Source organism: Lentilactobacillus kefiri, assembly GCF_007989105.1.
Taxonomy (GTDB): domain Bacteria; phylum Bacillota; class Bacilli; order Lactobacillales; family Lactobacillaceae; genus Lentilactobacillus; species Lentilactobacillus kefiri.
This window is the reverse complement of record NZ_BJVK01000062.1, coordinates 1-5513: the sequence shown is the minus strand read 5'-3', so window position 1 is coordinate 5513 and position 5513 is coordinate 1. Positions and strand designations below refer to the sequence as shown.

Sequence of the window (5513 nt, the reverse complement as noted above, 5' to 3'; positions counted from 1 at the left end):
TAGAGTAAACGAAAGCATGCCAACTATTATTTCAGACTTGAAATAATAGTTGGCATGCTTTCTACCGTTCTAATCAACGACATTTACCAAATTGCCTGCTAAATAAGATTTTAAATTATTAACTGTAATACCCAACAATCGCTCACGCGTTTCAAATGGCGCCCAGGCAATATGCGGAGTAATATAACAGTTTTTTGCTTTCAATAAGGGATTCTCTGGTCTAATCGGTTCGTGTTGAACAACATCGGTTGCAAAGGCATAAATTCGCCCACGATTTAACGCTTCTGCAACATCCGATTCGTTAATTAGTGAGCCTCTCGCAGTGTTTAACAAAATAACAGTAGGTTTCATCTTCGAAATAGTTGTTTTGTTAATGAGATCGATTGTTGTTGGTGTCTGGGGAACGTGTAAGCTAATCACATCAGATTGTTGTAACAATTCATCTAAAGAAACTTGTTTTATCCACTTTTCAGGGACAACTTTTGAATGGTGATTGTAAAAAATGACATTCATATTAAATGCATGCCCTAATTTGGCCACCTTTTGAGCAATATGTCCAAATCCAATCAAGCCTAATGTTTTGCCACTTAGTTCAAACAATGGTTTATTCCAAAAAGTGAAATCCGGGGATTTCAGCCAATTACCATTGTGAACCAGTTGATTGTGAAGACCGACTTGCCCAACTACTTCGAGTAATAATGAAATTGTAAATTGTGCGACGGCATCACTTGCATATGTCGGAACGTTGGTGACAATAATATTATTTTTATGAGCACTGTTAATATCGACGACATCGTAACCTGTTCCCATAATTCCAATGTACTTCAGGTTATGTGCTTTGCCGATGACATATTCGTTGAGTGGCGTTTTGTGTGTAATCACAATTTCAGCATCACTAATTCGTTCCAGAATCTCATTATTATCTTCTGATGTTCGATTATAAAAGGAACAATCTCCCAGTTCCCGCAATAATTTCCAATTTAAATCCCGGTTAAGTTCGTAACCATCTAATAAGACTATTTTCATAAAAATCGTCTCCATCCAAAACCAACAAATACCTAGCACATCACATTATCCTTTAAGTGACGTACTATGAATCGGACCTCTGCGATCCGGATACAAGCTCTTCATAATCGCATTAACGGCAATTGGGGCTTCCCCAAAAGCTGTCGCAATTAGCGGCTGCTTGCCGTCATATTTGGAAACATCCCCGATGGCAAAGACATTCTGCAAGTTCGTCTTACCACTTGGTTGAACTTGAATCGTTCCCCGATTAACGTCCGGATGGGCCTGCCATTTGTTCAAAGCATCATCCTGGGCGATGAAGCCGTAGTTGACAACAATCTTGTCTACCGCAATCTTCTTGATTTCTTCGGTCTTCATCTTCTTTGCCTCAACTTCAACCTGGCCGTTATCCAACTGAGCTAAGCCTTTGATCAAATAAGGCGTAACCGGTTCAATTGACGATTGAATCAGTCGTTCCACGTTGTGCTCCAACGCACGGAACTTATCTCTTCTGTGCAGCAGGTAAACTTTCTTGGCAACCCCATGCAGCAACAGAGCCTCGTCAATGGCGGAATCTCCACCACCGGCAACCAGTACCGTTTGATCACGGAATTGATCCAGATGCTTGACACTGTAAAATAAGCTTTTGCCCTCAAAGTCTTCACTGTTGTCCACGGCCAATTTCCGAGGATTAAAGGCTCCGACACCAGTCGCAATGATGATTGCTTTGGTTTGGGTAACTTCCTTATTGGTAGTGATTTGGTAGCCACCATCGATCTGCTCAACATCAGTAACCGTCTGATTTAATTTAACGGCCGTATCGGACTCGCTGAGCTGTTTTTCAAGTTCGGTGACTAATGTTCTGGCTTTGATGTTAGGATAGCCGCCAACGTCTAATATTGTCTTTTCAGGGTATAGTGCAGTGACTTGACCACCCATTTCAGATAAACTTTCAATAATTTGAGTTTTGGCGTTTCGAAGACCGGCGTAAAAGCCGGCAAACATCCCTGCCGGGCCGCCTCCGATAATTGTCATGTCATAAAATGAATCAGCTTCTGCCATTATTATCCTCCTAACGTTTATTAACCAACTTTTTTTGTTTGCTTCGATGAATAAGGATTTGCTGGCCTTGCAGGGTTTTAACTTCCCTAAGCCCTGCGTCAATCATAATGAAAATCAGAAACCAGCCAATCACAATATCAATAAATTCCTGCACTAATGATACGCCAATTCCGGTGTTGGGAATATCCCAATCCCAAAATGTATGCAGACAAATCGCAATCAGGAAAAAGACGAAAAATTTTGGTTTGGTAAAGAAATCTTTCATGGTAAAATGCTTTTTCCGCTGCTTGCCCAAAATGACTGCACCTCCAATAATGGCCGCCCAAATCGTATGGGTTCCGATGGCCTGGAAACTCCGGGTAAAGATTGTGACCAGTCCATATTCACTGACATAACCGGAACTTTCAAAGACGGAGAATCCGGCACCAATCGCGGCTCCGATCAAAACCCCGTTGAATATGTAATTCGCTTTGTAGGCATTGATAAATAGGATAATGACCACGCATTTGGCAAGTTCTTCAACCAGCCCAACGATGAACGCCGATTCGATACTGATCTCGGTTCGAATTGGCAGAATCATATAGAAAGTCATCGTTACAATCAGTGACAGAATACCGCCGACCAAGAATATAATCATGGCCTGCCTGACCGAAATATTTTGGTAGACATTGATTTCAAAAAACATCATTAGTAATGAAAATGGCACGGCCAAAGACCCAATAAAGATAATTCCTGGGATAACTTTGTTGCTTTTAAAGATGAACAATAACGACATCAGCATCACGAAACTGATCGCCAGCAACAGGAACACCCTGGTGAAGAACCACGGGGTTACCGGCCGGCTGGAAACCTTCCGCAAGCTGGGCGTTGTTTTCCTGGTTCCCACAATAAACAAGCGGTCGGCTTCCTCACTGGTATGCCGTTTAAAAACCTGTGAAAATATCCGTGACAAATGGATTTCAACGGGGCTGTCCGGATCTGTCTCTCCTAAGTGTTTGGCAATGTTGTCATCCAAATTATCATAATTTCGACGGACACCGGTCCACACCAGCGAGAACAATTTCGTCCCTATATTTTTAATACGATTTTTCATAATTCACTCCTATGGTTGATACCATTAAGCGTAACTTACATATTAATCGGTTTCAAGTTGGAAGCAGAATTGAGTTTCTTGAAAAATTCGGGTATCATTGGGTAAAGGGTTTTCATCCTTGATAATACACAAACGGAGGTAGTTCTTAATGGCTCAGAAAAAAATGATTCTTGACCTGGACACCGGTATCGACGATGCAATGGCGATTGCCTATGCGGTTGCCGACCCCGATGTTGATTTAATTGGTATTATCGGTTCATACGGTAATGTATACGTTGAAGATGGTGTTCAAAATTCGTTGAAGATTCTTGAACTCTTGGGTGCAACAGACGTTCCTGTATATCAAGGATTGTCACATTCATCAGAATCAGATCATTTCGACAGAATGCCGGTTAGTGCACAAATTCATGGTGAAAACGGAATTGGTGATGTTCAATTGCCAGATCCAAAACGTCAACCTGAAAAAGGTGACGCAATCGACTTCTTCATCGATGCTGTTAAGAAATACGGCAAGAACTTAATCTTGGTTCCAACCGGCCCATTAACCAACTTGGATGCCGCCATCAAGAAAGCACCTGAAATTACCAAAGAAATCGGCAACATTACCATCATGGGTGGTGCCGTAACCGTTCCAGGTAACGTTACCAACGTTGCCGAAGCCAACATCCAACAAGATGCAACCGCTGCTGACCACGTCTTCAGAAAAGCCCCACTTACTCAAGTCGGCTTGGACGTTACCTTGAGAACCTTGTTAACCTATAAAGAAACCCAACAATGGCGTGACCTGCACACCAAGTCCGGTGAAGCATTTGCCGACATCGTTGATTACTACATCAAAGCATACGAAGTCACCAGTCCTGATCTTCATGGCTGTGCCCTTCACGATCCATTTGCCGTCGGGGTTGCCATCAATCCTGGATTCGTTCAAACAATCGGCTTGAATATGTACGTGACAACCGATGAAAAGTATTACGGCCGAACAACCGGTGATCCAGCTCGCTTGGACGATCCAAATACCAACGTTAAAGTTGCTGTTAATGCCGATGTTGATGCTTACCTTAAAGCATTCATGGAACATCTGACAGGATTGTTCAGCAAGAACTAATCATTCAATAGTCAATTTTGAGCTGCCAACCATTTAAGTATGGTTGGCGGTTTTTTTGTGGGAATTATTCTGTTTGGAAACCGGAATTGAATCTAAAAAGAAGGCGGGACCAAAACTAACCGTTTTGTTCCTGCCTCTATTTTTTATGATTTCATATTATATAAAAACGTGCAGCGAGTGGTCATCCCACTCTCTTCTGGATTTACCAGTAACCAAGCAGCTTTGTGAGCTTGGCCCGGTCAATATCACGTTGGGTAAGCTTGGCAGTCATTGTGCCGCCTTGCGTACCGTTGGCATCCTTATAATCCGTCCAATCATACTTCATATTTTCCTGACTCTGGCCATTTTCAGTGCCTGACTGGGCAGCCATAATGTCTTGGAAGTATGGTGTGTGATCCAGTCCAAGGGAGTGCCCAAGTTCATGGGTGATCACGCCAACCCAATAGGTCTCCAGCAAGTCAGCCGGAACTCCGGTAATTGTGGTGGTGACATAATGAACGTCGGCATCATAATGATAACCACTTGCCGCGTGGGCAGCGACACCATCACCGACACCGGTTGAATCGTCATCACTTGTCAAAGTGATCGTAATCGGCTCATTTGAGACTGGAAGGCGACCGTATGGATATGTGTGATCGTGGAATGACGTGTAATCAACGGCGATCCCGCTACCATAAAAGACACCATCCCAACCGGCAATTTGACCATCGCCGAAGCCAAGGACCATACTATGATTTTCTCGGGTACCTAACGTAAATGCTGTGGTGCCTAGCGCACTGTTCCACTTATCAATTGCTTTTTGAACGTATGGAACCAATTGCTGGGATTCAACATAGATTGAAGCTTGGTCATTGTTGAAGACACCCTTGTGGGCATAATCGCCAACGTTAAAATTCTTGTCGAATACTGAAGCATAGGTTTGGTAATCCTCAGACGTTAAACTCAACAACTGACCTGTTGGATCCAAATCCGGTGAAGCAGCAATCAACGATTCAAGATCACTCTTTGAAATGACCGTTGGCTCCGTCGGCTTGGTTGGCGTGTTGGTGCTACTGCCGGATCCAGATGTGGATGGCGTTTTGACAACGGTTGTTTTACCTGGTTGATATGGCTTCAGATACTTCGAATAAACATAGCCTTTAATCTTATTGCTCTTATTGGCAACATACATGTAATAGGCTTTCTTGTTCTTGGAAGTCTTAACGGTAACCCGCTTTTTTGAATAGAAAGTCGTCTTTTTATAATTCT

At 42.9% G+C, this 5513-nt stretch carries 5 protein-coding genes; 1 reads left to right on the top strand and 4 read right to left on the bottom strand.

Going from position 1 to position 5513, the window contains the following annotated elements:
* Positions 1-69: 69 nt before the first annotated feature.
* Genes LKE01_RS11330 through LKE01_RS11320 form a run of 3 tightly spaced genes read right to left on the bottom strand, consistent with a single transcriptional unit; the run spans position 70 to position 3160 of the window.
* Complete coding sequence (locus LKE01_RS11330) at positions 70-1026, bottom strand: D-2-hydroxyacid dehydrogenase (protein ID WP_056981798.1); 957 nt, start codon at positions 1024-1026, stop codon at positions 70-72.
* A 45-nt stretch (positions 1027-1071) separates the two neighbouring features.
* On the bottom strand, positions 1072-2067 hold the full coding sequence (locus LKE01_RS11325; RefSeq protein WP_054769870.1) for an NAD(P)/FAD-dependent oxidoreductase: 996 nt from the start codon (positions 2065-2067) through the stop codon (positions 1072-1074).
* 10 nt (positions 2068-2077) lie between these two features.
* Positions 2078-3160: a PrsW family intramembrane metalloprotease gene (locus LKE01_RS11320; RefSeq protein WP_056981797.1), complete on the bottom strand. Its 1083-nt coding sequence runs from the start codon at positions 3158-3160 to the stop codon at positions 2078-2080.
* 148 nt (positions 3161-3308) lie between these two features.
* Between LKE01_RS11320 and LKE01_RS11315 the strand changes: the two genes are divergently transcribed.
* Entirely contained in the window at positions 3309-4265 is a 957-nt protein-coding gene (locus tag LKE01_RS11315) for a nucleoside hydrolase (protein WP_056981795.1), read from the top strand.
* Between the two features lie 202 nt (positions 4266-4467).
* On the opposite strand, the gene LKE01_RS11310 is transcribed toward LKE01_RS11315, so the two are convergent.
* Positions 4468-5513, bottom strand: a 1046-nt coding sequence (locus LKE01_RS11310; RefSeq protein ID WP_054769869.1) for a M57 family metalloprotease, incomplete at its 5' end; no start/stop codon positions are given.

What these genes read in the sequence shown, in the direction of transcription:
- LKE01_RS11330 (WP_056981798.1), bottom strand. Translation starts at nt 1,026, where the DNA reads ATGAAAATAGTCTTATTAGATGGTTACGAACTTAACCGGGATTTAAAT.
- LKE01_RS11325 (WP_054769870.1), bottom strand. Translation starts at nt 2,067, where the DNA reads ATGGCAGAAGCTGATTCATTTTATGACATGACAATTATCGGAGGCGGC.
- LKE01_RS11320 (WP_056981797.1), bottom strand. Translation starts at nt 3,160, where the DNA reads ATGAAAAATCGTATTAAAAATATAGGGACGAAATTGTTCTCGCTGGTG.
- LKE01_RS11315 (WP_056981795.1), top strand. Translation starts at nt 3,309, where the DNA reads ATGGCTCAGAAAAAAATGATTCTTGACCTGGACACCGGTATCGACGAT.